The organism is Bradyrhizobium tropiciagri, from assembly GCF_018130505.1.
In the GTDB taxonomy this organism is placed as follows: Bacteria; Pseudomonadota; Alphaproteobacteria; order Rhizobiales; family Xanthobacteraceae; genus Bradyrhizobium; species Bradyrhizobium tropiciagri_B.
The window spans coordinates 239072-265119 of sequence record NZ_JAFCKH010000006.1 but is presented as its reverse complement, the minus strand read 5'-3'; the positions used below and the strand labels follow the sequence as shown (position 1 = coordinate 265119).

The 26048-nt window shown below is 65.9% G+C and carries 23 protein-coding genes; 13 read left to right on the top strand and 10 right to left on the bottom strand.

Going from position 1 to position 26048, the window contains the following annotated elements; translation table 11 throughout:
• Positions 1 to 56: 56 nt before the first annotated feature.
• The 4 genes from JQ633_RS17485 (at position 57) to JQ633_RS17470 (ending at position 4130) form a co-directional block, all read left to right on the top strand.
• Complete coding sequence (locus JQ633_RS17485; RefSeq protein ID WP_211986291.1) at positions 57 to 968, top strand: NAD(P)-dependent oxidoreductase; 912 nt, start codon at positions 57 to 59, stop codon at positions 966 to 968.
• 180 nt (positions 969 to 1148) lie between these two features.
• Positions 1149 to 2732, top strand: a complete 1584-nt coding sequence (locus tag JQ633_RS17480; protein WP_211986290.1) for a tyrosinase family protein — start codon at positions 1149 to 1151, stop codon at positions 2730 to 2732.
• Positions 2733 to 2736: 4 nt separating this feature from the next.
• On the top strand, positions 2737 to 3510 hold the full coding sequence (locus JQ633_RS17475; RefSeq protein WP_211986289.1) for a DUF2182 domain-containing protein: 774 nt from the start codon (positions 2737 to 2739) through the stop codon (positions 3508 to 3510).
• Positions 3507 to 4130: a DJ-1/PfpI family protein gene (locus JQ633_RS17470; RefSeq protein WP_211986288.1), complete on the top strand. Its 624-nt coding sequence runs from the start codon at positions 3507 to 3509 to the stop codon at positions 4128 to 4130. The genes JQ633_RS17475 and JQ633_RS17470 overlap by 4 nt, the downstream gene beginning before the upstream one ends.
• Before the next feature lie 120 nt (positions 4131 to 4250).
• On the opposite strand, the gene JQ633_RS17465 is transcribed toward JQ633_RS17470, so the two are convergent.
• Positions 4251 to 5324, bottom strand: coding sequence for a tartrate dehydrogenase (locus JQ633_RS17465; RefSeq protein ID WP_211986287.1), 1074 nt, complete (start codon positions 5322 to 5324; stop codon positions 4251 to 4253).
• Between the two features lie 170 nt (positions 5325 to 5494).
• Between JQ633_RS17465 and JQ633_RS17460 the strand changes: the two genes are divergently transcribed.
• Positions 5495 to 6271 carry an SDR family oxidoreductase gene (locus JQ633_RS17460; protein ID WP_211986286.1) on the top strand — a complete coding sequence of 259 codons (777 nt, stop codon included), beginning with the start codon at positions 5495 to 5497 and terminating at the stop codon, positions 6269 to 6271.
• Between the two features lie 392 nt (positions 6272 to 6663).
• On the opposite strand, the gene JQ633_RS17455 is transcribed toward JQ633_RS17460, so the two are convergent.
• Entirely contained in the window at positions 6664 to 7515 is an 852-nt protein-coding gene (locus JQ633_RS17455; RefSeq protein ID WP_211986285.1) for an alpha/beta hydrolase, read from the bottom strand.
• An 87-nt stretch (positions 7516 to 7602) separates the two neighbouring features.
• Between JQ633_RS17455 and JQ633_RS17450 the strand changes: the two genes are divergently transcribed.
• Entirely contained in the window at positions 7603 to 9024 is a 1422-nt protein-coding gene (locus JQ633_RS17450) for an amidase (RefSeq protein WP_211986284.1), read from the top strand.
• A gap of 6 nt (positions 9025 to 9030) precedes the next feature.
• On the opposite strand, the gene JQ633_RS17445 is transcribed toward JQ633_RS17450, so the two are convergent.
• From JQ633_RS17445 to JQ633_RS17430, 4 genes are all read right to left on the bottom strand, one after another.
• Positions 9031 to 9672: a TetR/AcrR family transcriptional regulator gene (locus tag JQ633_RS17445; RefSeq protein WP_211986283.1), complete on the bottom strand. Its 642-nt coding sequence runs from the start codon at positions 9670 to 9672 to the stop codon at positions 9031 to 9033.
• A 155-nt stretch (positions 9673 to 9827) separates the two neighbouring features.
• Positions 9828 to 10934: an NAD(P)H-dependent flavin oxidoreductase gene (locus tag JQ633_RS17440; RefSeq protein WP_211986282.1), complete on the bottom strand. Its 1107-nt coding sequence runs from the start codon at positions 10932 to 10934 to the stop codon at positions 9828 to 9830.
• Positions 10935 to 11023: 89 nt separating this feature from the next.
• Positions 11024 to 12169, bottom strand: a complete 1146-nt coding sequence (locus JQ633_RS17435) for an acyl-CoA dehydrogenase family protein (protein ID WP_211986281.1) — start codon at positions 12167 to 12169, stop codon at positions 11024 to 11026.
• Positions 12170 to 12182: 13 nt separating this feature from the next.
• The gene (locus JQ633_RS17430) at positions 12183 to 13388 is read right to left on the bottom strand and encodes an ABC transporter substrate-binding protein (RefSeq protein ID WP_211986280.1); all 1206 of its coding nucleotides are present in this window, start codon (positions 13386 to 13388) and stop codon (positions 12183 to 12185) included.
• Positions 13389 to 13667: 279 nt separating this feature from the next.
• Here JQ633_RS17430 and JQ633_RS17425 point away from each other — a divergent pair, with 279 nt between their 5' ends.
• Positions 13668 to 15281: an AMP-binding protein gene (locus tag JQ633_RS17425; protein WP_211986279.1), complete on the top strand. Its 1614-nt coding sequence runs from the start codon at positions 13668 to 13670 to the stop codon at positions 15279 to 15281.
• A gap of 46 nt (positions 15282 to 15327) precedes the next feature.
• On the opposite strand, the gene JQ633_RS17420 is transcribed toward JQ633_RS17425, so the two are convergent.
• Entirely contained in the window at positions 15328 to 15966 is a 639-nt protein-coding gene (locus tag JQ633_RS17420) for a TetR family transcriptional regulator C-terminal domain-containing protein (protein ID WP_211986278.1), read from the bottom strand.
• A gap of 260 nt (positions 15967 to 16226) precedes the next feature.
• Here JQ633_RS17420 and JQ633_RS17415 point away from each other — a divergent pair, with 260 nt between their 5' ends.
• From JQ633_RS17415 to JQ633_RS17395, 5 genes are all read left to right on the top strand, one after another.
• Entirely contained in the window at positions 16227 to 16433 is a 207-nt protein-coding gene (locus JQ633_RS17415) for a ferredoxin (RefSeq protein ID WP_211986277.1), read from the top strand.
• Positions 16434 to 16496: 63 nt separating this feature from the next.
• Positions 16497 to 17723: a cytochrome P450 gene (locus JQ633_RS17410; protein WP_211986276.1), complete on the top strand. Its 1227-nt coding sequence runs from the start codon at positions 16497 to 16499 to the stop codon at positions 17721 to 17723.
• Between the two features lie 84 nt (positions 17724 to 17807).
• On the top strand, positions 17808 to 19130 hold the full coding sequence (locus tag JQ633_RS17405; protein ID WP_211986275.1) for an MFS transporter: 1323 nt from the start codon (positions 17808 to 17810) through the stop codon (positions 19128 to 19130).
• A 13-nt stretch (positions 19131 to 19143) separates the two neighbouring features.
• On the top strand, positions 19144 to 19806 hold the full coding sequence (locus JQ633_RS17400) for a sulfite oxidase-like oxidoreductase (RefSeq protein WP_211986274.1): 663 nt from the start codon (positions 19144 to 19146) through the stop codon (positions 19804 to 19806).
• Between the two features lie 31 nt (positions 19807 to 19837).
• Complete coding sequence (locus JQ633_RS17395; RefSeq protein ID WP_211986273.1) at positions 19838 to 21058, top strand: bifunctional alpha/beta hydrolase/OsmC family protein; 1221 nt, start codon at positions 19838 to 19840, stop codon at positions 21056 to 21058.
• A 205-nt stretch (positions 21059 to 21263) separates the two neighbouring features.
• Here the strand turns inward: JQ633_RS17395 and JQ633_RS17390 are convergent, their stop codons facing one another.
• Entirely contained in the window at positions 21264 to 22661 is a 1398-nt protein-coding gene (locus JQ633_RS17390) for a PLP-dependent aminotransferase family protein (RefSeq protein ID WP_211986451.1), read from the bottom strand.
• A 149-nt stretch (positions 22662 to 22810) separates the two neighbouring features.
• On the opposite strand from JQ633_RS17390, the gene JQ633_RS17385 reads away from it, so the two are divergent.
• Positions 22811 to 23710 (top strand): DMT family transporter, encoded by a 900-nt coding sequence (locus tag JQ633_RS17385; protein WP_211986272.1) that lies wholly within the window; start codon positions 22811 to 22813, stop codon positions 23708 to 23710.
• A 2-nt stretch (positions 23711 to 23712) separates the two neighbouring features.
• Here the strand turns inward: JQ633_RS17385 and JQ633_RS17380 are convergent, their stop codons facing one another.
• Positions 23713 to 24768: a YeeE/YedE family protein gene (locus JQ633_RS17380; protein ID WP_211986271.1), complete on the bottom strand. Its 1056-nt coding sequence runs from the start codon at positions 24766 to 24768 to the stop codon at positions 23713 to 23715.
• A gap of 139 nt (positions 24769 to 24907) precedes the next feature.
• Positions 24908 to 25918, bottom strand: a complete 1011-nt coding sequence (locus JQ633_RS17375) for a quinone oxidoreductase family protein (protein WP_211986270.1) — start codon at positions 25916 to 25918, stop codon at positions 24908 to 24910.
• Positions 25919 to 26048: the final 130 nt, after the last annotated feature.

The window sequence follows — 26048 nt, the reverse complement described above, 5'->3', positions numbered from 1 at the left end:
CGGAAAACCGGTCTCCACTTTTCCGGATCATGCTTTCTCTTTTAATGGAGGTTGTCGTGCGCGCAGTGTTTGTCGACGCCAATGAGTCGCTCGCGGTCATCACGGAGCGACTGGAGAAATCCGGCGATCCCAGGATGCGGATCAACCGCAATCCCGACATCAAGCCCGAAGACTATCCGGCGGTGCTCGACGGCGCCGAGATCGCGGTGGTCGACCACACCGCGCTGCCGACCGACATTGCAAAGAAGTGCACCGGGCTGAAGCACGTCGTGTTCCTCGGCACCGGCGCGCGCAGCTACATGAACCCCGAGGAGCTCGCCGACCTCGGCATCTCCGTGCACCTGATCAAGGGCTATGGCGACACCGCGGTCGCGGAGTCAGCGATTGCGCTGATGTGGTCGTCGGCACGCGTGATCGCCCAGATGGACCGCGAGATGCGCGCCGGCAATTGGCTGCGCGAGGACGGCATGCAGCTCACCGGCAAGACGCTCGGCCTGGTCGGCTTCGGCGGCATCGCCGCCGAAGTCGCACGGATCGCGCTCGGCAGCGGCATGAAGGTGATCGCCTGGAACCGGTCGGCGAAAAGCCATCCCGGCGTCGATTTTGTCGACCTCGACACCGTGCTGGGCAAGAGCGACGTGGTTTCGATCCATCTGCTGCTCAACGACGAGACCCGCGGCATGATCACGCGCGAGAAGATCGCGCAGATGAAGAACGGCGTGATCCTGGTCAACACCGCGCGCGCCGCGATCGTCGACGAGCAGGCGATGATCGATGCGCTGAAATCCGGCCAGATCCGCCATGCCGGCCTCGACGTCTTCAACATCGAGCCGCTGCCGAAGGATCACCCGCTGACGAAGATCCCGAACGTGACGTTGTCGGCGCATTCGGCGTTCCGCACCCCCGAAGCGAGCGAGAATTTGATTTACGCCGCGTGGGAGCATTGCCGGCGGATCGTCAAGGGCTGAGCTCCGCCGGTTTTCTACTCTATCAAGGGTCGTTTGAGGCCACGGTGCGGCAACAGCGCGCGCCAGAGCCGTTTACGCGCGCGTCGCCCTGTACTATCATTGATTGTACGTCGTCATATTAGTTTACTTTAAGTTTGATACGGTTGTTTGGATAACTGCGCTCATTTCGGGAGGCCTCAGATGGCTCGCGTGCGCAAGGACGTCTGGCAATTGCCGGCAGGCGACAAGACGCTGTTCTGGTACGGCGAAGCAATCAGGGAACTGCAAACGAGATCGATCACCGACGTCACGAGCTGGTGGTCGCTTGCGGCGATGCATGGCATCGACCGGCAGCTCTGGATCGATCTCGGCTATCTCAAGGCCAATGTGGCATTGCCGTTCGATCCGGATGCCGTGGGGTTCTGGAATCAATGCCAGCACGGCTCGTGGTATTTCCTGCCCTGGCATCGCGCCTATCTCGCCGCGTTCGAGGCCATCCTGCTCGATGTGATCGTCAAGAAAGGCGGCCCCGACGATTGGGCGCTACCTTACTGGAATTACGATCCGACCCAGCCCAACACGTTGAAATTCCCCACCGCCTTCGCGCCGGAATTGCTCGACGACGGCAGCAGGAATCCGCTCTGGGTCAAGGAGCGCTATGGCCGCCGCGGCAATGGCGTGATCAGCATCCGGCCGGCCGACGTTGCGGTCTCTGCGCTCTGGCAGGAGCCGGAATTCTTCAACGAGCCGCAGGATCTGCAGACCTCGTTCGGCGGCACCCGTACCGCCTTCAGCCACGGCGGCGGCGGCACCGGGCTGCTGGAACAGCAGCCGCACGGCCCGGTCCATGTCCTGGTCGGCGGTACCAAGGAAGGCACCAACCCGGACATCAGCAAGAACAACGGATTGATGGCGATGTTCGAAACCGCCGGCATCGATCCGATCTTCTGGCTGCATCATTCCAATATCGACCGGCTCTGGGAATCCTGGCTGACGGTTCGCCGCCATCCGTCCGATCCGGCGGACGCCTACAAGAATCCGACCGACCCCGACTGGCTGAACGAGCCGGCGGGCCAGTTCGTGATGCCCGCCCCTGACGGCACCACCTTCACGACCACAGCCGCGAAAGTCTTGAACACCAAGGCACCCGAGCTCAATTATGAGTACCAGGACATTTCGGTCCCCGGTCAGCAGCAGGTGCTTGCGGCCCGCCTCGGCAGGCTGGGCGTCGCGGCGACGGATGCGCACAATCTCGCGGGAGCAATGACCATGGCCGCGCAGAAGAGCACCGAACTCGTCGGACAGAGCAGCGCCGCGATCCGGCTTGCCGCCTCGCCCACCGACGCGCAGGTCCAGCTCGATGCCGCCGCTACCAACAAGCTTTCGGCAAAACTCACCTCGATGAAGTCGCTGGCCCCGACCGCGGCGGCGGCGCCGCCGGACCGCGTCTACCTCGTGCTGGAAAACGTCACCAGCACCACCGACGCCGGCATGTTCGACGTCTATGTCAACCTGCCGAAGGACGCCAACCCGGCGCAGCATCCGGAAAACCATGCCGGCGTGCTGTCGCTGTTCGGCGCGCGCGCGGCGAGCCAGGCCGGCGGTCCGCACGCCGGCGACGGGCTGACCCAGACGCTGGACATCACCGACATCGTCGATGCCATGCATCTCAGCGGCCAACTGGGCGCGCAGGCGGTCGACATCAAGTTCGTTCCGCAGACGCCGATCTCCGCCAGCAGCAAGATCGACGTCGGCCGCGTGAGAGTCTACCGCCAGAGCCGGTGACGCCGTGTCGCCGCGTGTGCCGCTGCCCGCGCTGCTCAGACAGGCGTCGCCGACGCTGCTGCTCGCCAGCCTGTCATGCTGGGTGCTGCTCGCCGCCGGCAGCGAGGAATTGCCGTCGGCCGCGCTCTGCTCGCCGTCGCCGAATCTGGTGACCGCCGGCGCCGCATTCTCGACCATCTACGGCGTCGGCGCGACCGCAACCGTGGCTGCGCTGCTCTGGATCCTGATGGTCGCGGCGATGACTGCGCCGCAACTGGCGCAGCCGATCGCGCAATTGCGGCTGCGCAGCCTCGCCGAGCGGCGCAATCGCTCGACCGGCCTGTTCGTTGCCGCCTATCTCATGGTCTGGATCGCGGTCGGCCCGATCCTGCTGACCGCGCCGAACGCGGTTACGGTGCTGGCCGGTGCGACAGGCCTGCCGGCGTTCGCGATCGCGGTAGTAATCGCCGTGCTGTGGCAGGCGGCGCCGCTGCGTCAGAGCGTGCTCAACCGCTGCCATCGCGTGCCGAACCTTTCGGCCTTCGGCACCGCCGCCGATCGCGACTGCATCCGGTTCGGCCTGACCCACGGCCTGCTGTGCGCGGCGATCTGCGCGCCGGCGATGCTGCTGCCGCTGACGGCGCCGGCATTCCACCTTGCCCTGATGTTCGCGCTTTCGGTTGCCCTGCAGCTCGAACGGCTGGCGCCGCCGCGGCCGCCGCAATGGACGTGGCGCGTCGTCCCCGGCCAGGCCGTCGTGCCGGTCCTCTTCAGATCCATCAGATGGAGCATGCGATGATCATCGGAATTGCCGTTTACGACAAGGTCGACCTGCTCGACGTCGCCGGACCGCGCGAGGTGCTGAGCTGGATGGACGCGAACACCGAGATCCGGCTGATCGCGCGGCAACCGGGCCCGATCACCACGCGCGACGGCCTGACGATGATCGCACCGCACGGCTTTGCCGATACGCCGCAGCTCGACGTGCTCTGGGTGCCGGGCGGCGACATCGACGCGCTGCGCACCATGATGGTCGGCAGCGGCCGCGACTATCTGGAATTCTTCAAGTCGCAGAGCGCGAACGCGAAATATGTCTGCTCGGTGTGCGAGGGCGCGCTGCTGCTGGCGCAGGCCGGCCTGCTCGACGGCTACGAGGTGACGACGCACTGGGCGTTCATTCCCTGCCTCGGCCGCTTTCCGAACATCCGCGTCGCGCCGGGCACGCCGCGCTTCGTGCTCGACCGCAACCGCCTGACCGGCGGCGGCATCTCGTCCGGCATCGACGAGGCACTCAAGCTGGTCGAGCTCCTGACCAGCTACGAGAACGCGCAGGAGGTGCAGCGGGTGATGCAATATTACCCGGATCCGCCGGTGACGAGCACGCTGACACCGGCGCAGCAATGCCCGTTCAGCTGGTGAACACGACCCGAGGGGATAGACAATCCGTAGGGTGGGCAAAGGCGCAAAGCGCCGTGCCCACCATCCACGCCGTGCTCGCGATGGTGGGCACCTGACGCTTTGCCGACCCTACGACGGTGTCTAGTCCACCATCTCGGCGACGGCCTTGCCGCACGCCGTTGTGTCGGCATTGCCGCCGAGGTCGCGGGTGCGCAACGTGCGCTCGCCGAGCGTGCGCTCGATCGCGCCGACGATGGCGTCAGCGGCCTGCTTCTCGCCGAGATGCTCCAGCATCATCGCACCCGACCAGATCATGCCGATCGGGTTGGCGATGCCCTGGCCCGCGATATCGGGTGCCGAGCCATGCACCGGCTCGAACACGCTGGGGAAATTGCCTTCCGGATTGATGTTGCCCGACGGCGCGATGCCGATCGTGCCGGTGCAGGCCGGGCCGAGGTCGGAGAGGATGTCACCGAACAGATTGGAGCCGACCACGACGTCGAACCAGTCCGGATGCAGCACGAAGTTCGCGGTGAGGATGTCGATGTGGTACTTGTCCCACTTCACGCCGGGATACTTCTTGGCCATCGCCTCCACGCGCTCGTCCCAATAGGGCATCGTGATGGAGATGCCGTTCGACTTGGTCGCCGAGGTCAGGTGCTTCTTCGGCCGCGACTGCGCGAGGTCGAAGGCGAACTTCAAAATTCGGTCGACACCGGTGCGCGTCATCACCGTCTGCTGCGTCACGAACTCGCGGTCGGTATCCGGGAACATGCGGCCGCCGACCGAGGAATACTCACCTTCGGTGTTTTCGCGCACCACCCAGAAATCGATGTCGCCCGGCTTGCGGTTCGCCAGCGGCGAAGGCACGCCGGGCATCAGCCGTACCGGGCGCAGATTGACGTACTGGTCGAACTCGCGGCGGAACTTGATCAGCGACCCCCAAAGCGAGATGTGGTCCGGAATCTTCGCCGGCCAGCCGACCGCGCCGAAATAGATCGCATCATGCTTGCCGATCTGCGCCTTCCAGTCCTCCGGCATCATCTCGCCGTGCTTCTCGTAATAGTCGTAGGAAGCGAAGTCGAAATGATCGAACTGCACCGTGACGCCGTGCTTCTTGGCCGCGGCCTCGATCACGCGCAGCCCCTCCGGCATCACTTCCTTGCCGATGCCGTCGCCGGGAATGACCGCAATCCGATATTGCTTCTTGCTCATCGAGAACACCCTTGTGATTTGCCCGGCCGGCCAAGCCGCCTATCCTGATCGCCCTGCAATGGACCAAACTTGGCGCCAGCGCAACGCTGCAGTGCAGTGTTGACGGCAGCGCGACCCTGCCCCACCAAATTCGCCGACATCCGTTCCTCATTACCAAAGCGAGACATCCCATGGATCTGCATCTGCGCGGCAAGCGTGTCCTGATCACCGGCGCCTCCAAGGGCATTGGCGCGGCCGCCGCCGAGGCCTTTGCCGAGGAAGGCGCCCATCTGCTGCTGGCCGCCCGCAACGGCGAACAGTTGAAGGCGCTCGCCGAGCGGCTGCGTTCCGCGCACCAGATCGATGCCGCCATCAGCGTGGTCGATCTGCGCAAATCCGAGGATCTCGCCCGGTTGGCGAAAGAGGCCGCCGACATCGACATCCTCGTCAACAATGCCGGCGACATTCCCGGCGGCTCGATCGACAAGATCGATGAAGCAACCTGGCGCCACGCCTGGGAGCTGAAAGTGTTCGGCTATGTCAACCTGACGCGGCAGATCTACGCGCAGATGAAGGCGCGCGGCGGCGGCGTGATCGTCAACGACATCGGCGCGGCCGGCGAGAAGTTCGACGCCAACTACATCTGCGGCAGCGCCGGCAATGCGGCGCTGATGGCGTTCACCCGCGCGCTCGGCGGCAAGAGCCTCGCCGACAACATCCGCGTCGTCGGCATCAATCCCGGCCCGGTCGGCACCGACCGCCACGTCACGCTGCTGAAGACCCGCGCCAAGCATCAGTTCGGCGACGAGAACCGCTACAAGGAATTCCAGAAGAGCCTGCCGCTCGGTCGCCCCGCCCATGCGCGCGAGATCGGCGACCTGATGGCGTTCCTGGCCTCGGACCGCGCCGGATATACGTCAGGCGTGATCTACACGGTGGACGGCGGCATCAGCGCGGGGTGGGGTTAGGTGTAGCTTGTAGCCCGGATGCAGCGAAGCGAAATCCGGGGCCGGCCTCTCAGTACGCAAGATCCCGGATTGCGCTTCGCTTCATCCGGGCTACGCACTGACGGCGCTGTAAGCGAGCACCACCCCCGGCGTCGTCCCGGCGAAAGCCGGGACCCATAACCACCGAAGATCGTTGGTGCGCAACGCTGCGGCCACAGCTCGTTTCAACAACCTCACCCTTGGTTATGGGTCCCGGCTTTCGCCGGGACGACGCGTGGGGAGATGTTGCCAGAATCCATAGCTTCGTAGCCCGGATGCAGCGAAGCGAAATCCGGGGCCGCTCTCTCGGCGCGCAAGATCCCGGATTGCGCTTCGCTTCATCCGGGCTACGCACCGTGAGCGTCAATGAGGGCTCAGCCCGCGGTCCGCTCGAACAACTGCCGGACCAGCGTCGTCACCCGCCCTTGCGGCGCCAGCATCTCGTGCATGATGGAGAAATGGTCGGCGCCGGCGATCTCCTCATAGGTTACCGGCAGGCCGTAGCGGGCGCGGTGGCCGGCGAAATCGGCGGTCTGCTTGCGCAGCAGCGGCAGCTCGGCGCTGCCGACCACCAGCGACAGCGGCTTTGCCGCGCCGCCCTCTTGCATCATCGGCGAATTGCGCCGCGACCCCGCTTCATCGAGCCTGAGCTTCTCGTTGAGATAGGAATGCCTGATCACTTCGAGGTCGTAGATGCCCGAGATCGCCATGCCCGCCCGAACATGCTTGTTCGACAGCGCCATCGCCGTCAAATGCCCGCCCGCGGACCAGCCCGACACCACGATGCCGCCCGCGGCAGCGCCGAGACCGGGTAAACGGCCAGCCAGGAAATCGATCCCGGCGTGGATCTCCGCGACGATCTCGTCGAGCGAAGCATCCGGCGCCAGCGTGTAGCCGATCAGCGCGACGTTGATGCCGTGTGCCATCGGTCCTTCGGCGAAGATCGAGAACACTTCCTTGGCGCGCGTCTGCCAGTAGCCGCCGTGGATGAACAGCAGCGTCGGCGCGCCGTCGCGCGCCTTGAGGAAATCGATCCGGTTGCGCTCGCGCGGACCGTATCTGAGGTCGAGATGGTCCGGTTGCTGCTGCCGCAGCGCGGCGGAGCGCTGCTCCCAGCCGGCGGCGATCTCGGCGCTGCCCTTGACGGCGACGCCGTTGTTGAGGCCGAGGTCACGCTCCTGCTGGCTCATCGCGCGCCAATCGACCGCGGAGAACAACGCTGCCATTCCGACCTCTCTCGTTTTCGTCGCATTGCCACGACGGCGGAAAATGTTCTACAGCACTTGCAAGCAAAACCAATAGGAGCACGGCGCATGGCTGATCAGGGCTTGGTACGGGAAACGGCATGCGCCGTCGTCGACAAGTTGAAAGCCGGCGACGTCTCGCCGCTCGAGCTGCTCGACGTGCTGGAAGCGCGCATCGCCGAGGTCGACGGCAAGGTCAATGCCCTGCCGACGCTCTGCTTCGATCGCGCCCGCAGCCACGCCAAGGCCTTGATGCAGAAGCCCGCCGCCGAGCGCGGGCTGCTCGCCGGCCTGCCGGTGCCGATCAAGGACCTCACCAATGTGCAGGGCGTGCTGACCACGCAGGGCTCGCCGATCTACAAGGACAACATCCCGGCGAAATCCGACATCCTGGTCGAACGCCTCGAAGAGAATGGCGGCGTGATCTACGCCAAGTCGAACACGCCGGAGTTCGGCGCCGGTGCCAACACCTTCAACGAGGTGTTCGGCCCCACCTGCAATCCCTGGGACACATCACGCTCGGCCGCCGGCTCCTCCGGCGGCGCGGCGGCAGCGCTTGCTAGCGGCACAGCGTGGCTCGCGCACGGCTCCGACATGGGCGGCAGCTTGCGCAATCCGGCGAGCTTCTGCGGCATTGTCGGCCTGCGGCCGAGCATCGGCCGCGTCGCGCATACGGTGTCGGCCGCGGTCGATCGCAATCTCGGCGTCCAGGGCCCGATGGCGCGCAACGTCGAGGATCTCGCGCTGCTGCTCGACGCCATGAGCGGCGAGCATCCCGGCGATCCGCTGTCGCTGCCCTCGCCCGCCGCGTCCTTCCTCTCCGCCGCGCGCTCGGGCAACAAGCCGAAGCGCATCGCCTATTCGCCAGATCTCGGCATCACGCCTGTTGATCCCGAGGTCAAGGCGGTCACCCGCAAGGCGGCCGAGCGCTTCGCCGAGGCCGGCGCGATCGTCGAGGAAGCCCATCCCGACCTGCGCGAGGCCCATGAATGCTTCCATGTGCTGCGCGCCTTCGATTTTGCGATCAGCAAGGCGCAGCTGCTGCGCACCAAGCGCGACCTGCTCAAGCCGGAGGTGATCTGGAACATCGAGGAAGGCCTGAAGCTCACCGTCGAGCAGCTCGAGCGCGCTGAGGCGCAACGCGTGGCGCTGGCCGCGCGCACGCTCGAGTTCTTCGACAAATACGACTTGCTGCTGGCGCCGGCGACGATCGTGCCGCCATTTCCGGTCGAGAACCGCTATGTCGCCGAATGCGGCGGCAAGAAGTTCGACAATTACGTCGAGTGGCTCGGCATCGTCTATGCGATCACGCTCGCCTGCTGTCCCGCGCTGTCGCTGCCCTGTGGCTTCACCGCGTCGGGCCTGCCGGTCGGTTTGCAGATGGTGGCAAAGCCGCGCGCCGACGCGCAGCTGCTCGCCGGCGCGAAAGTGCTGGAGGACATTCTGGGCGTGCGCGGCTCGACGCCGATCGATCCCCGGGCACCGAAGTAAGGCGGCTTACGCCTTACCCTCGGCCTCCTCCGCCGCCTTCAGCGCGACGTTGAGCGCAAGCTTGGTCTGCTCGACGATCTCGTCCGCCAGCTCCTCGATGCTGATCTGGCCGGCCTCGCCGGTGAGCAGCCCCTGCTCGGCCAGCATCACGATGCCGTGCAGGCCGGCCCAGATCTTCAGGGCCTGCCGCTCGCGCAACAGCCCGACGGCCGGCGCCTCGAACGACTCGATCAGCAGCGCCAGCGTTTCCATCGCCGCGGTGTGCAGCTCGCTGCCTTTCGGCGCGCAGGCCATGGTGCGCGAGGCGAACATCAGGCGGTAGATGCCGTGGCGCTGCAACCCGAAGGCAAGCGACGCCTGGGCAAAGCGCGACAGCTTCGACCCCTTGCCGGGCGTCTCGATCACCTCGCGCATCATCACGTTGAACTGCCGGAACGCTTCCGCGGTCACCGCCTGCAGCAGCGCGTCGCGGTCGGCGAAATGCCGGTACGGCGCCGGCTGCGAGACGCCGAGCTGCTTGGCCAGCGCCTTGATGCTGATCGCCTCCGGCCCGCCGAGTTCGACCTCCTGCAAGGCGGCCTGAATCAGGGCCTCGCGAAGATCGCCATGGTGATAGGTCTTGAACGGCTTACGAATGATCTGTCCCATTGCGGCCAATGATGCTCGACTCTCAGCAGGTTGATACCGCTATTTTAGCGAAATCAGCTACTTACCGTCAAATCGAGTTTGCCCGGACGGATCAACCATTAGTTGCAGGGCCAACGCCGAAAGAGGCGGACTGGCGGGGGACGCGCCTGAAGCCCCTAGGCTTTCTCGCCGAGCGCTTTCAGCACGGCGAGGCACTCGGACTTCATGCCCTCCATGATGTCGCATATCGGCAGTTCCTCCTTGATCCGGCCGACAACCTGCCCGGACATGTAGCCCATGTAATCGACCGCGTTGGCCAGCTCGAGCCGCTTCAGCGCCGGGGCGACGAGCAGTTTCTGGGCGGCGAGCGGCAGCGGTTGCGGCGCGCCGGGCGCGTCCCAGGCGTCGGTCCACTTGCTGCGCAGGCCGCGCAACGGCTTGCCGGTGTCGTACTTGCGCTGAATCGCATCCTGCGAGCGGGCCGCGAGGAATCTCTTGCGCATATCGGGCGACAACTCGCTCTGCGATGAGCCGAGCCAGATGGTGCCGCACCAGACACCCTCGGCGCCGAGCGCAAAGGCGGCAGCGACGTGCCGGCCGCTGCCGACGCCTCCCGCCGCAAGCACCGGGATCGGCGCGACGGCGTCGACCACCTCGGGCCACAGCACCATCGAGGAGATCGTGCCGGTGTGCCCGCCCGCCTCGCTGCCCTGCGCCACGATCAGGTCGACCCCCGCCTCGACATGCTTGAGCGCATGCTCGGCGCTGCCGGCCATCGCACCGACCTTGATGCCGCGGCCGTGCAGCCGGTCGACCACATAGGCCGGCGGCGCACCCATCGCGCTCAGCACGAACTTCGCCTGCGGATGGCGGACCACGATCTCCAGCACTTCGAGCACGCCCTCTTCAGTGTGCCCATGGCCCGGCGGCTTCTCGCGCAGCATCTCCGCCTCGACCTCCGGCGGCAGCGGTGGAATGCCCGCCTCGTCCAGCAGCTTGTCGACGAAGTCGATATGCTCCTTCGGCAGCGCCTTGAGGCGCTCCGACATCGGCACGACCTGCCCAACCTTGTTGGCGAACAGCACGTCGATGCAGTAGGGACGTCCGCTTGTCTTCTGATCCATGTCGGTCAGGATGCGCTCGAGCTCGTCCGGCTGATAATAGCTCGCCGCCAGCGCGCCCATGCCGCCGGCATTGGTGACCTCGATCGCGACCTCCGGCTTGTGCGTGAAGCCGAAGATCGGCACCTCGATCCCGAACATCTCGGTGATACGATTCTGCATCTACATCCCAGTCTTCAAATGACGCGCCAGTCGGAATCCGGACCAGCGCTCTTGCGTTCTCACCCACTCGGGAGCCATTGCCCGCAGCATCACAATGCCCGCGCAATCAGCTCCTTCATGACTTCATTGGAGCCGCCCCAGATCTTCTGGATGCGCCCGTCGCTCCACATTCGCGCGATCGGATAATCGAGCATGTAGCCGTAGCCGCCGTGCAGCTGCATGCAGTCGTCGATGATCTCGCACTGCTTTTCGGTCGCCCACCATTTCGCCATCGCGGCTGTCTCGGCATCGAGCGTCCCGGCGATCAGCCGCTCGATGCAGCTCTCGACGAAGGTGCGCGTGACCGACAGCGCGGTCTTGGCTTCGGCCAGCACCATCCGCGTGTTCTGGAATTCGATCAGCGGCTTGCCGAACACTTCGCGCTCCTTGACATAGGCGACGGTTTCGGCGAGCGCGGCCTCGCTCAGCGCGAGCGCCTGCATCGCGATATTGATGCGCTCCTTGGCGAGCTGCTCCATCAACTGATAGAAGCCGCGGCCCTCGACGCCGCCGAGCAGGTTGCCGGCCGGCACGCGCGCATCGTCGAAGAACAGTTCGGCGGTGTCCTGCGCCTTGAGCCCGACCTTGTCGAGCCGGCGGCCGCGCCGAAATCCAGCCGTCGTCTCGGTCTCGACGACCAGCAGGCTGAAGCCGCGTACGCCGTTGCCCTCGGTGGTGTCGGTCTTGACCGCAAGACAGATCAGATCGGCGGTATGGCCATGGGTGATGAAGGTCTTCTGCCCGTTGACGACATAGTCGTCGCCATCGCGGCGCGCATGGGTCCTGATCGCCCGGACGTCCGATCCCGCGCCCGGCTCGCTCATCGCGAGCGCGGCGACCAGATCGCCGCGCGCCATCCGCGGCAGCCAGCGGCGCTTCTGCTCTTCGGTGCCGTATTGCGCGAAATACGGCGCCAGGATCACATTCTGCAGCGGGATGCTGAAATCTGGAAACGCGATCCGCGCCAGCTCCTCGATGATGACGGCCTCGTGCCAGAAATTGCCGCCACCGCCGCCATACTGTTCCGGCGCGCTGGCGCAGAGCAGGCCGAGCGCGCCGGCCCTGCGCCACAGATCGCGGTCGATATATCCCTGCGTCCGCCATGCGTCCGCATGCGGCACGACCTGATCCGCCAGGAAGCGGCGGACATTGGCTCGGAACAGATCAAGCTCGGCGGTGTCGCGCGTCGCGGTCATGCTCGCTCCGCAATCATTGACTGGCCAGCGGGCAGCCGCCCTGGTCGAGCGGCCGCACCGCCTTGTCCGCCGGGATCACGGCAATCTGCTTGTAATAGTCCCACGCTGCCTTGGATTCCTTCGGCGACTTGACCTCGAACAGATAGAGGTCGCGCAGCACGCGGCCGTCGGCACGCAGCTTTGCATTGTGCGACATGAAGTCGTTGATCGGCAGCTCGCGCATCTTGGCCATCACCTTGTCGGGATCCTTCGAGCCGACCGCTTTGACCGCCTTCAGGTAATGGTTGACGACGCTATAGGCGCCGGCCTGCACCTGCGTCGGCATCGCCTTCATCCGCTCATAGAACCGCTTGGCGAATGCGCGCGTCTCGTCGTTCTGGTCCCAGTAGAACGCCTCGGCGAGGATGATGCCCTGGGAATCCTTCAGGCCGACGCCGTGGATGGCGTCGATCGTGGCCATCAGCGCGGCAAACCGCTGGCCCTGCGCCTTCAGACCGAACTCCTCGCCCTGCTTGAGAACGGTTGCGAGATCGGCACCGGCTTCGACGAGACCGATCACCTTGGCCTTGGAAGACTGCGCCTGCAGCAGGAACGAGGAGAAATCCGTGGCGCCGGTCGGCGTGCGTACCGAGCCGATCACCGTTCCGCCGCCGGCCTTGACCGCCGCCGCCGCGTCGCCTTCGAGGCTCGCGCCGAACACCGTGTCGTTGGTCAGGAAGAACCAGGAGCTGTCACCGCGGCTGACCAGCCCGCTGGTCGGCCCGTGCCCCAGCGAATAGGTGTCGTAGGTCCACTGCGCGACATAGGGCGAGCATTTCGCGCCGGTCAGCTCCGAGCTCGCCGCCGCGTTGAACAGCGCGAGCTTCTTCTTCGTCTTGGTCATCTCGGCGATCGCCAGCGCAAGGCCGGAGAACGGCACGTCGATGATCGCGTCGACATTCTCATCGTCGTACCACTTCCTGGCGATCGCGACGCCGACATCGACCTTGAGCTGGAAATCCGCGGAGACGATCTCGACCGGCTTGCCGAGCACGAGCCCGGCATCCTCGGCCGCGAGCTTCGCCGCCTCGACGCTGCCGCGCCCGCCGGCCGCGGAATAGACCGACGACTGGTCGCCGAGCACGCCGATCTTGACCGGGGTGTCCTCGCCCGCCTGCGCGGCCACTGGCCCCGCGATGAGCAGCGCAATCGCTGCCGCCCCCGTCCATCTCCAAAGCATCCGCACCTCCCCGCCATTTGTTTGATTATTGGCCTTCCACGGTCATGATGACATAATTTGTCGGACGTTCAACAAAAATATTGTTGCCTTCTTTCGAGGCCGCTTTAGGATCGATCTCGACGCCGAAACAAAGCGGAGCCGGGCCAACCAACGCGCCTGCCCGCACGGGGGACACGCATGCCGATGCGTGATCCATCGAATGGATAAGACGGCGGCTCGATCCGGGCCGGCTTGAGTGGCCGGAGCGGCGAGCAAGGAAACGCGGGAGAAGGACGACCGGTGGCCGAGACGATTTTCGAAGCATTTCGCGCGAGCACGGCAGCGGCGCCGCAGAATGCCTTCATCTGCGTGCCAGCCGGCACCTCCTACGCGCCTGATGGATTGGAATGGACCTACGACGAGGTCATGCGGCAGGTTACGCCGCTTGCCGAGCGCTACAGGCAAGCGGGATACGGGCTCGGTCACCGCGTTGCCTTGCTGGTCGAGAACCGGCCGGATTACTTCGTGCACCTGCTCGCACTCAACGCCGTCGGCGCGAGCGTCGTGCCGGTCAACCCGGACCATCGGCATGCCGAACTGCTCTACCAGATGCGCCATAGCGGCGCGGTGCTGGCCGTTGCGCTTCGCCACCATGTCGAGCGATTGACCGCCGTCGCCGCCGAACTGGCGGGCCGGTTTGTCGTCATCAGCGCGGAGGACTTGCCGGAACGTCTGCCCTCGCCGTCACGACCGGCAGCATCGGGATCGCTGGATCGGAATACGGAGGCCGGCGTGTTCTATACGTCCGGTACCACCGGCCGCCCCAAGGGCTGCCTGGTGACGAATGACTACTGGCTCTCCGCCGGCGAATGGTTCTTCACGCTGGCCAAGGCCGGCGGCCGGTTTTCGATCGAGCCGGGCGTGGATCGGCTGTTCAACCCGATGCCGGTCTTCCATGTCCACGCCGGCGTCGTCGCATTGATGCCGATGCTGCTGTCGCGGGGCTGCGTGATCCGTCCCGAGTATTTTTCGGCGAAGCGCTGGTGGAACGAGGTGTCGAGCAGCCGCGCAACCATCGTTCATTACATCGGCGCCGTGCCGCAGGCGCTGGTCGCGCTGGAACGATCGGCCGACGAGCGCGCGCACACCGTGCGGTTCGGCTTCGGCGCCGGGATGGAGCCCGCCATTCACCGCGAATTCGAACAACGCTTCGGTATTCCCCATCTCGAGGTCTGGGGCATGACCGAGGTCGGCCGCTGGACCGCAAACGATCACGAGCCACGGCCGATCGGCGTCCGCGCGATCGGACGGGCCGTTCCGCCGCTGCAGGCAAAGGTGATCGACGAGCAAGGTCGCGAGGTTCCGTCAGGCAATGAAGGCGAGCTCGTGGTGCGCCTCGCCGGCGACAATGCGCGGAAGGGCTTTTTCGCCGGCTACCTCGACGACGAGGCGGCGACCGAAGCCGGCTGGCACGGCGGCTGGTGGCATTCGGGCGACGTCGTCCGCCAGGACGAAGGCGGCATCATCTATTTCGTCGACCGCCGCAAGAACATGATCCGGCGCTCCGGCGAGAACATCGCCGCCACCGAAGTGGAAACCGTGCTGTGCAGGCATTCCGCCGTCGCGCAGATCGCGATCCTCGCCGTCCCGGACGAAAAGGCCGGCGAAGAAATCTTTGCCTGCGTCGTTCCCACGCCCGGCCGCACGGCTGACCGAGCGCTTGCCCACGACATCGTGGATTTCTGCAACACGCAGTTGGCCTACTACAAGGCCCCGGGCTGGATGCTGTTCATGGACCGCATGCCGGTGACGGCAACCCAGAAGATCAACAAGGCCCAGATCTTCGAATCCGGACTGGATCCGCGGACCATCGTCGGAACGATCGATCTGCGCGCGCTGAAGAAGCGCAAGTGAGTGCCGCTATCGGCTTCGCGTCAGGCGATGCACATCGTGCCTGACGTCACCGTGCTCCCTGCTTGCCAAAGAACGCGTCGAGCAGGTCATGACACGCCGCCTCGCCTTCGGCTGCGGAAACGGTCTTTGGATCCGCGGCCCAGCCGGCCCACATTCCTTCGGTGAGCTGGGTGAGCGTCATCGCCAGGCGGTCGGCGTTGATCCGCACGCCGCGCGCGTCGGCGGCGCGCCGCATCAAATTCACCAACCCGCGGCGGTAAGGCCGATAGAGTTGTCGGTAGATGTCGGCGAGCTCGGGCGACCAATGTGATGTACTGGCCAGCGCGACCCATACCAGCACGCGTTCCGGCGTGAACACCGGCGCGCTGAAGCTCGCGGTCACGATGGCGTGCAGGCGATCCAGCGGGTCCGGACCGGCCGCCTCGGCCGCAGCGCGTGTGGCCTGCTCGAAATCCTTCGCCACCTCGCCGACGGCGTGCAGCAGCAGCGCATCCTTGCCCGGGAAGTAGTGTCCAATCAGGCCGCGTGAAAAGCCGGCGGCCTCGCAGATCGTCGCAACGGTGACATCCTTGTAGCCGTGCTCGGCAATCGCCTTCATCACCGCGACCACGAACTCCTGGCGCTTCAGCCCTTGATCGGACGATCCGACCGGGCGCCCGCGCGGCCGCTTCACCTCCTTCTGCAAGCAGTATTCTCCCTGTCGGCGTCGTTACGAAGCCTCGCGATTCAATCACCCGAATTTGTTTGAATGTCCATCCAATTCCGCGCACCTTCGACACGATTGAGTTTTTGCTTGACGGACAAGCGAAGCGATAATGTAATATGATATAACTTACCGGACTGGCCGAGATGCGGTCCGCCCAAGCAAGTCAGAACTTGCACTAAGCTAGGGAAATGAGGAACCGGCGCGCCTCGTTGCGCGCGAGCCTGAGGGAGAGCGCTTGCATGTCCAAGCTCAGAATCCGCGTCGACCAGGACAAGTGCCAGGGTCACGCCCGCTGCAAATCACTCGCCCCCGAACTGTTCGAGCTCGACGAGTACGGCAACGCCCATGAGGCCGGCGACGGCGTGGTGCCGGCCGGACTCGAGGACAAGGCGTGGCTCGCGCAGACCAACTGCCCGGAGATCGCGATCGAGGTCACCGAGGAATAGCACCGGCCGCGCGGCGGCTGCGCCGCAGGCCCGCGTTTGATCGAACGAGAAGGAAACGAGCCGATGTCCGATTCCCCGTCCGCAAGCTATCTGCCCGAACATCCCCCGGTCACCGACTGGGTCAATGATTTCGACCATACCGATCCGGTCTGGACCGAGGATCCGTTCCCGATCTGGGAGACCTTGCGCGCGGCGTCGCCGGTGGTGCACACCGAGCGCTTCCTCGGCTGCTACATGCCGACCACCTATCAGGCGGTGAAGGAGATCGCTTACGACACCGAGCATTTCTCCTCGCGCCGGGTGATCGTGCGCGACATCCGTCCCGAGATCAGCGCACGCGCACCGCCGATCACCTCCGACCCGCCGGAGCACAAGCCCGCCAAGCAGGTGCTGCTGCCGCCGTTCACGCCCGATGCCATGAAGCGGCTGGAGCCGCGGGTGCGCGCGATCTGCAACGAGCTGATCGACGAGTTCATCGCCGACGGCGGCTGCGATGCCGCTGCGCGCTACACCAAGCACATCCCGGTCCGCGCCATCGCCCACATGCTCGGGATTCCGGAGAAGGACGGCGACCTCTTCATCAAGTGGATCCACCAGATCCTCGAGCTCGGCATCAAGGATGACGACCAGATGATGAGCGGCGTGCGCGAGATGACGGGCTACTTCATGGCCCATCTCGAGCAGCGCAAGCTTGAGCCCGGTAACGATCTGATCTCGCAGTTGATGCGGGCCAAGGGCCCGGACGGCCAGCCGCTGTCCGACGATCACGTGCTCGGCTCGCTGCGGCTGCTGCTGATCGCCGGCATCGACACCACCTGGAGCGCGATCGGCTCCTCGCTCTGGCACCTCGCGAGGACGCCGGCCGATCGCGAGCGGCTCGTCTCGGAGCCGGCGCTGATGCCGAGCGCGATCGAAGAATTCCTGCGCGCCTATTCGCCGGTGACGATGGCGCGCGAGGTGATGAAGGAGACCACGATCTCCGGCTGCCCGGTGAAGTCGGGCAACATGGTGCTGCTGTCGTTCCCGGCTGCCAACCGCGATCCGGCCATGTTCCCCGACGCCGACAGGGTGATGATCGACCGCAAGGAGAACCGCCACGCCGCCTTCGGCCTCGGCATCCACCGCTGCGTCGGTTCCAATCTGGCGCGGATGGAGATGACGGTGGCGATCGAGGAATGGCTGAAGCGGATCCCGGATTTCCGCCTCGATCCGGCCGGCAAGGTGACGTGGTCCGAAGGCACGGTGCGCGGCCCGCGTCAACTGCCGGTTCTGTTCGGCAAGGGTTCCTGAGACGGCCGGCACAGCAGTTACATCGCATCATCCAATGAGGTAGCTTGCCCCGGAATCGACCACCACGAGTCCGGGAGCTAGCCTATGACCGATCAAGCCGCTCCGCCCGCGAGCGATCATCTCGACATTCGCGACGTCGAGCGGCGGGTGAAGGCGATCTTCATCGGCTCGGTCGGCAATCTCGTCGAGTGGTACGATTTCTACGCCTATACGGCGTTTGCGCTGTATTTCGCCCCGGCGTTCTTCCCGCACAGCGACCCCGTGGTGCAGCAGCTCAACGCCGCCGTGCTGTTCGCCGCGACCTTCCTGATGCGCCCGCTCGGCGGCTGGCTGTTCGGCTTCATCGCCGACCGCTACGGCCGCCGGCTGTCGCTGACGCTCTCGGTGGTCTGCATGTGCTTCGGCTCTCTGATCATCGCGGTGACGCCGACCTATGCGACCATCGGCTTTGCAGCGCCGGCGATCCTGGCGCTGGCCCGCGTCATCGAGGGGCTGAGCCTGGGCGGCGAATACGGCGCCAGCGCCACCTATCTCAGCGAGGTCGCCGATCCCAACCACCGCGGCTTCTACTCCAGCTTCCAGTACGTTACCCTGATCGGCGGCCAGCTCACCGCGATCATCGTGCTGCTGTTGCTGCAGAAGGTGTTCCTGACGCCGGAAGAGCTGAAGGCCTGGGGCTGGCGCATCCCGTTCGTGATCGGCGCCGGGCTTGCAATCGTCGCCGCGGTGATGCGGCGCGGCCTGCACGAGACCGAAGCCTTCGAGGAAGCCAAGAAGGTTTCCAAGCCGACCGGCTCGATCATCGGCTTGCTCAACTATCCGCGCGAATTGCTGCTGGTGGTCGGCCTCACCGCCGGCGGCACCGCGGCGTTCTACACCTTCACCACCTACATGCAGACGTTCGTGAAACTCTCGGTCGGCCTGACCGAGGACCAGACCACCTTCGTGATCTTCGGCTCGCTGATCTTCGCGACCATCCTGCAGCCGATCTATGGCGGGCTGTCCGACCGCATCGGCCGCAAGCCGCTGCTGATCTTCTTCGGTGTCGTCGGCACGCTGTCGACGATCCCGATCCTGACCGCGCTGAAGGAGACCAAGTCGCCCTTCACCGCCTTCCTGCTGATCTGCTGCGCCTGGATCTTCGTTGCCGGCTACACCTCGATCAACGCGATCGTGAAGGCGGAGCTGTTCCCGACCAATGTCCGCGCGCTCGGCGTCGGCCTGCCCTACGCGATCACGGTGTCGATCTTCGGCGGCACCGCGCCCGCGGTCGCGCTCTATTTCAAGAGCATCGGGCATGAAGACTGGTTCTACTATTATCTCAGCGGCATGATCTTCCTGTCGCTCCTGATCTACTCGACGATGCGCGACACCAAGCGCGACTCCGCGATGCATCGCCACGAGTGATGGCTCGACGCCGATGACCGACGACAACGAGCAGCCCGAGAGCAAGCTGACGCGCAGCAAGCAGCGCTGGGCGCGCGAGGGCAAGTTCCTCACCGGCAAGATCACCCGGCCCGAGGAGCAGCGCCTGCCGCCGGGCCAGCATCTGACGCAGGACTGGCCGGTGCTCGACCTCGGGATGCTGCCCAATGTCACGCGGGAGCACTGGCGGCTGGATGTTCATGGCGCGGTCGAGCATCCGATCTTCTGGACCTTCGCCGAGTTCAAGGCGCAGCCGCAGACGCAGTTCGTCTCCGACATCCACTGCGTCACCACCTGGTCGCGTTACGACAATCAGTGGGAGGGCCTCGCGACGCGCGAACTGCTCGCCGCCTGCCAGCCGCGCGATGAGGCGCGCTTCGTCGTGCTGCATTCCTATGACGGCTATACGACAAATCTGCCGCTCGAAGATTTCGCCGCTGAGGACGCGCTGCTCGCCCACAGCTGGTCGGGCCAGCCGCTGGAGCACGAGCATGGCGGCCCGGTGCGGCTCGTGGTGCCGCATTTGTACTTCTGGAAGAGCGCCAAATGGCTGCAGCGCATCGAGTTCGTGGCTGAGGATGCGCCTGGGTTCTGGGAGGTGCGCGGCTATCACAATCGCGGTGATCCCTGGGCCGAACAGCGCTATTCTTCCGACTGACCACCTCAACGAAAAATGATGGAGCCTGCCCGTGCCGCACGAACGCTTTCAATTCACCGGTGAGGGAGGCCATCAGCTCGCCGCCGCGCTCGACACGCCCGACGGGCCGATCAAGGCATACGCGCTGTTCGCGCACTGCTTCACCTGCGGCAAGGACGTGCTGGCGGCGAAGCGCATCGCGATTGCGCTTGCCGCCAAAGGCATCGCGACGCTCCGATTCGACTTCACCGGCCTCGGCTCGAGCGAGGGCGATTTCGCCAACTCGACCTTCTCCTCGAACGTCGCCGATCTCGTCCGCGCCGCCGACCATCTGCGCGAAAGGAGCCAGGCGCCCACGATCCTGATCGGGCACAGCCTCGGCGGCGCCGCGATCCTCGCGGCTGCTGGCCAAATCCCCGAGGCGAAGGCGGTCGCGACCATCGCGGCTCCCTCTGACCCCAGCCATGTCACGCATTTCTTCAAGGACCAGATCGAGGATATCCGCGCAAAGGGCGACGGCGCGGTCTCGCTCGCCGGCCGGCCGTTCCGCATCAAGCGCGAATTCCTCGACGACGTCGCCGAGCAGAATTTGATGGCGCAGGTGAAAGCGCTGCACAAGGCGCTGCTGGTGATGCATTCGCCGACCGACGATACCGTCGGCATCGACAATGCCACCAACATCTTCATTGCGGCGAAGCATCCGAAGAGCTTCGTCTCGCTCGCAGGCGCCGACCATCTGTTGAGCGGCAAGCAGGACGCCGCCTATGTCGCCGGTGTCATCGGCGCCTGGGCCGAACGTTACATCGAGCTCGCGCCGCAGCCGGCCGCCGACGCCGGCAGCACGCCGCGCAACGTCGTGGTGCAGGAGACCCGTGCCAGCAAGTTCCAGCAGACCGTCACGACGGGCCCGCACCGCCTGCTGGCCGACGAGCCCGCCGCCGTGGGCGGCCAGGACAGCGGGCCCGGCCCGTATGACTTCGTGCTGGCCGGCTTAGGTGCCTGCACCTCGATGACGATGCGCATGTATGCCGACCGCAAGTCGCTGCCGCTCGATCGCGTCACCGTCACGCTCACCCACAGCAAGATCTACGCCAAGGATTGTGAGGAGTGCGAGACGCGTGAGGGCATGCTCGACCAGATCGACCGCGTCATCCGGATCGAAGGCGAACTCGACGTCGACCAGCGCAAGCGGCTGATGGAGATCGCCGACAAGTGCCCGGTGCACAAGACGCTGACGTCGGAGATCCGGATCGTCACCAAGGCCGCGGAGTAAACCTGCATGCAGCGGGAGGGGCCGAGCGCAGCAGGTATCTGCTGCATTTCCCCTCTCGCTTGCCGGCCGTCGCAGGGCCTCACCGCAATTATCGAAGAACAACCCCATGCAAAGTAGCCGGCCGCCGGCCTCCGACAAGGCGACTTGACACGTCGGGCAACTCAGGGATATTATTCCAATATTCCGAAATCGCGCCAGACGCCCGCTAGCCGCGCGCCGTGCGCTTCTCCGTCAGGCAATTCGCCATCGTCCGCACCGCGGCGCCGATCTCGTTCTCGCGCCAGGCCGCGAAGCCGAGCAGCAGGCCGAAATCGTGGGGCCGCTCCAGCGCGAGACTCGACAGCGCACGCACCTCGACGCCGGCGCCAACCAGGCGCGTCACGGCGTCCCGATCCGCACGGCCGTCCTTGAAGCGTGCAATCAGCTGCATCCCGCCCGGAGGGATCTCGGGCGTGAGCACCGCATCGAGCTGCCGCGCCAGCGCCGTGGCGAGGTGGTCGCGGCGCGACCGGTAGATGCGCCGCATGCGGCGGATATGCGCCAGGAAATGCCCGTCGGCCATGAAATCGGCCAGCGCCTCCTGGACATGCACCGAGGCGATCAGCCCGAGATGGCGCTGTGCGATCTCCATCGTCGGCGCCAGCTGTGGCGGCACCACGAGATAGCCGAGGCGGATATCGGCGCTCATCGCTTTTGCAAATGTGCCGAGATAGAGCACGCGGCCGTCGCGATCGAGCCCCTGCATCGCCGGCATCGGCCGGCTGTCATAGTGAAACTCGCCGTCGTAATCGTCCTCGACGATCCAGGTCTTGCCCGGCTCGGCCGCTGCAAGCAACTCGGTGCGGCGGGCGACCGGCATCAGCCGCCCGGTCGGGTGCTGATGCGAGGGCGTCGTGAAGATCAGCTTCGGCTCCGCCGCCGCGCGCATGCGCGTCATGCCCCATTGGTCGAGCCTGACGCCGACGACATCGGCGCCGGCCGCGCGGAGCGCCGCCGCCGCGCCGGGATAGCCGGGATCCTCGGTCCACGCCGCATCACCAGGCACGATCGTGGTCGCGGCGATCAGTGTCAGTGCGGCCTGCGCCGTCGGCAGGATCAGGATCTGGTCCGCCTCGGCACGCACGCCCCTGTTGACCTCGAGATAGTCGCGCAAGGCTTCACGCAGGCTCAGCCGGTTGATCAGGGTCTGGTCGTTGAATCGGCGGCGCAGCGCGCTGCGGCGCAGGCAGCGTGCCCAGATTTGGTGCGGAAACTCGCGCGTGTCGGCGAGCCCCGGACGGAGCGGCCGAACATCGGCCTGATACGACAGCGGCCAGTCCGTGGCGGTGAGCCGCGAAGCCCACGGCGACAACAGTGGCTTGCGCCCACCATCGCGTCTTGGCGCCGGCGCGGTCCTGACGAACCGCTCCTCGATATCGTCGATCACAACCGGGCGCCGCCGCGCCGCGACGCGCAGATAGCCTTCCGCGGCGAGCTGCTCATAGGCATGCGTGACCGTGTTGCGCGCCACGCCGAGCTCGGCGGCAAGCTGCCGGCTCGACGGCAGCACGGCGCCGCTCCTGATCCGCCCGCCCGCGATCAGCGCACGGACCTGCTGAGTCATTTGCGCGACCAGGCCCGCGGCATCCGCGCGCTTCAGCACGAGCAATTCGGCGAGGATCAATCTGGCTCTCTTGTTCTGTCAAATCTGGCCCTTTCGAGAGAGCCAGTGCGATCCTATTCAGAAGCCGTGTCGCCCGCAAGGAAGCTGCCGTGAATCAATCGCTCTCGCCCGCCAGGGCCGCCGCGCTGTTCATCGTCGTGGTGCTGGCCTGGGGCATCAACTGGTCGGTGACGAAGTCGCTGGTGCAGACGGTGCCGCCGCTGTGGACCGCGGCGATCCGCAGCTGGGTCGCCCTGATCGCGCTGCTGGTGATCCTGCGCGCCAGCAGCAATTTGATCATTCCGCGCCTTGCTGACGTCCCCGTCGTGCTCAGCGTGGCGCTGCTGCACATGACGTTTTTCTCGACGCTGGTCGCTGCCGGGCTGCGCTATCTGCCGGCCAGCAAGGGCATCGTGCTCGGCTACACCACCCCGCTGTGGGTTGCGCTCGCCGCCGGCGCGGCGCGGACCGAGCGGCTCGGCACGCTGAAGCTGGTCGGTGTCGCGTCGGGGCTCGCCGGGCTCTGCGTGATCCTCAATCCGGCGTCGCTCGACTGGAGCAATCTGCATGTGATCGCCGGCGCCGGCATGATCATCCTCGCCGCGATCTGCTGGGCCGCGAACATCATCTATATCCGCTCGCACCGCTGGATCGCGACGCCGCTACAGTTGCTGCTGTGGCAGGTGCTGGTCGCAACATTGGTGCTGACGATGACCGCGCTGGTCACCGAGGGCGTGCCCGACGTGAGGTGGTCGCCGCATCTCGTGCTGCTATTCCTCTATTCCGGATTCATCGGCACGGCGCTGGCCTATTGGGCGATGTCGATGGTCAACAAGAGCCTGCCGGCGCTGACGACCTCGCTCGGCACCACCGGGACGCCGATCGTCGGCATCGTCACGGCCGCGCTGCTGCTCGGCGAACCGATCGATCTCTCGCTCGCGATCGCCGCGGCGCTGATCGTCGGCGGGATAGCGTTGAGCTCACTCGCGGACGCGCCGTCGCGGGCGTGACCCTAAGCCGTTGCCAGTGGCCGAACCCGCAGCACACCGCGCAAGCCGGCGCCGGTGCCGAGCACGATGCCGGCGATCGCGATGAAGGATGACAGCGAGAGCGTCGACAACCCGGTCAGCCCTTGCCCCACCGAGCAGCCGAACGCCATCACGCCGCCGGCGCCCATCAGCGCGGCGCCGCCGGCGGAGCGCAGCATGTGTTGCGGCGAGCGGTAGCCCTCGAGCTCGAACCGCCCGGTGGCGAGCGCGGTGACCAAGCTGCCGGCGAAGACGCCGAACACGGTGACGATGCCGAAATTGAGCGTCGAGCCGGTCGACAGCATGACATATTGCAGCGCGTCGGCGATCGGCGCGATGAAGGTCAGCGAGGTCACCGGCACCGGATTGAAATCGTCGGCGCCGAGATAGCCGGTCGCGTACCACCCCGCCGCCACCAGCAGGCCGACGATCAGGCCGGCCGCGATCTGCCCGGGCGATTTTCGGAACGGCGCGTGGGCGAAGGCGAAGATGATCAGGACGGCGGCAAGCAGCGCGGCCGCGGCCATCCGTGCCGGCACGGCGCCGAGACCGGCGCTCGCCAGCAGCGCCGGCAGCGAATTGGCGGTGACCGTCGCCTGCGTGGCCTGCACCATCGCGATCCGCCCCGGCGCGATCAGCCCCTTCAGCGTCATCTCGGCGACGATGCCGAGCACGATCACGACCACGAAGGAGCGCAGATTGCCGCGCCCGAGCAGCACCAGCGCGCGCGAGCCGCAGCCGTTCGACAGCACCATGCCGTAGCCGAACAACAGGCCGCCGAGGAACATCACCGGCGCGGAGAACGACGGCTGCAGGTAGATCGACTTGCCGAGATCGACGAGACCCGCGGCCGCGAGCAGCTGCGCGGCCGCGATCGCAATGCCCATCGCCAGCGCATAGGTACGCACCAGCCGGCCGTCACCCTCCGCCCACCAGCCGCGCAGACTGCTCATCATGCAGAAGCCGCTGAGCAGGCCGACTGCACCGTAGATCAGGCCGATGACCAGCGCGGCGATGATGACTGTTGTGGCGGAGTCCATACTGTCTCTCTATGCCGTCATTGCGAGGAGCTCGCGACAAACTGCAAAGCAATTTTGCGCTGAAGCGACGAAGCAATCCATGTATCCGCGCATGTGGCGCTGTGGATTGCTTCGCTTCGCTCGCAATGACGGTTAACAATCATGGCCGCAAAATCACCCGGTCGCGCGATGAGCCGGCCACCGCGGCGAACGCCTCCCTCGCCTGCTCCAGCGGATAGATCGCGCCCGGCTTGATCGGAAACGGCTTCAGATGCCCGCTGGCAAAGCCCGGCGCGAGCTCGCGCAGCACCGCGCCGGCCGCAATCGACGACAACGCCAGCGTGTCGACGCCGACATAGGTATGCTGACCGCGATAGAATTCGAAGATGTTGAACTGCACGATGCGGTCGACCGCCGCGATCAGGATCTGGCGGCCGCGCAGCGCCAGCGATTTATGCGCGGCCTCGAAATAGGGATCGCCGACGGTGTTGAAGACGATGTCGGCGCCCTTGCCACCGGTCAATTCGCGCACTCGCGTTGCGACGTCGGTCGCGGAGGCATCGATCATCTCGACCGGCGAATTGCTGTGGCCCTCATAGGGCTCGCGCTTGCGCGCCACGCCGATCACCCGCGCGCCGTGCCAGCTCGTGACCTGCGCAGCGGCCTGACCGACCTTGCCGTTGACGCCCATCACCAGCACGGTCTCGCTCGGCTTTGGCAGCCCGGCGCGGCGCAGCCCCTCCATCGCGGTGACGAAGGGCACGCCGATTCCGGCGGCCTCTTCCCAGGAAATGCTGGCCGGCTTCTCCACCACCGCTTCGCGCTCGACCACCAGATGCGTGGCATGGGTGCCGTCGCGGCGGATGCCGAGGTCGCCGGATGAACCAAACACCCCGCGTCCGATCCAGCCCGAGGGGCCGCCGATCACCACGCCGGCATAGTCGCGGCCGGAGGTGCGCGGGAACACGGCATAGGGCATCAGCCCGGTCGCCGCCTTCACGTCGGACGGATTGACCGCGGCGGCCTTGATCTCGACGATCAGGTCGCTTGCTCCGCGCGTCAGCACTTGCGCCTCGATCACGGGTGCGACCGCCACGACGTCGTCAGCCTTCGCCAGCAGGCGCACGCAACGCGCTTCGACTTGGTGATCGGTTGGATGGCCCGGCGGCATGCGTAATCCAGTCTCGGTGATTTCGTCGCGACGTGAAGGCGCCGCGGCTAGCGTCGCCGCAAGCGCATACCGCATGACTAATCGACTGACCGCTCAATTCAAGAGGGATGTTGCGGCCACGGCTACTCCC